Genomic DNA, 1,025 nt, shown 5'->3' on the forward strand with positions numbered 1-1,025 from the left:
AGGTAGCGTGAGACAAGTCGAGGTCTTCCAGATGGCGAGCGTCAGAACTTCCATCATCGGGAGACCTCGACGTCTACCCGGTCACTGCCCCCACCCCAGCCGCTACACCGTCATCTGTGAAGAGCCGGGAAGAGGGTCTACTTGTCAGGTGATATGGATGTGACATTTGGACCGAAGGTCGACTTCACCTCTCATCGGTGCAGAGTTCGCCACATTCGCGGAGCGCGTCCGGACGTCACCAAGTACACCTGGCCCAATTGCGCCAGCGCAGCAATAGGCGGCTTTACGAATTCGGCCATTGTCTTGGGGCAATCCAGGAACTTCGACGGAGGACCGGATCGTCGGTATAAGAACGATTACCGCGTCGGCATCAACCCGAAGGGCAAGACCCCGGAACGGATCTACTACTGGAGCTCAGCAGTTTGGAAGTATCCTCGGAGTACCAATTTTGCTCCGAGTTTCGAAAGGTGAGAGCGTGAGCATCCGAGAAGAGCGAGAGACATTCGAGGCTGTCTTGGCTTTCATCGACAACTGGCAAGAGATTTACGGCCGCCTCGCAGATGTGGATACTCCAGCCGAGCGCGTTCGCGTGGTCAGCGAGATGCTCGACGTGAGCGCGGGTGTAGCGGTGATGATGATGGATCTTCAAGTGCGCAAGCTCTTTGAGCGCGACAGGGTGCGACAGCGCCTTGAAGATCTGCGCGACGCTGATGGCGGGGAATGATCGGCTGCGGCCACTCGTCGAGCGGCACCTCTGTGTCCACGAATGTCATCATCGTGCGAAAGTTGTCGATTTCCACGGATCCGCGCGGGTCTGAGTCGGCGCGCGATGAGCAGTAGTGAGATCCAGGGCCTCGCAATGGGTGGTCTCGCAATCAGGCGCCAGCCGTCGTTAAGTGGCTCTTCACAGATGACGGTGTAGCGGCTGGGGTGGGGGCAGTGACCGGGTAGACGTCGAGGTCTCCCGATGATGGAAGTTCTGACGCTCGCCATCTGGAAGACCTCGACTTGTCTCACGCTACCTT

The 1,025-nt window shown here is 58.3% G+C and carries 1 protein-coding gene; it reads left to right on the plus strand.

Features of this window, described 5'->3' with window-relative positions:
• The first annotated feature begins 475 nt into the window (after nucleotides 1–475).
• Nucleotides 476–724, plus strand: coding sequence for a hypothetical protein (locus tag ABD213_RS15020; protein WP_344330305.1), 249 nt, complete (start codon nucleotides 476–478; stop codon nucleotides 722–724).
• Nucleotides 725–1,025 lie beyond the last annotated feature (301 nt).

Origin of the sequence: Aeromicrobium halocynthiae (assembly GCF_039531385.1) — a bacterium.
GTDB lineage: Bacteria > Actinomycetota > Actinomycetes > Propionibacteriales > Nocardioidaceae > Aeromicrobium > Aeromicrobium halocynthiae.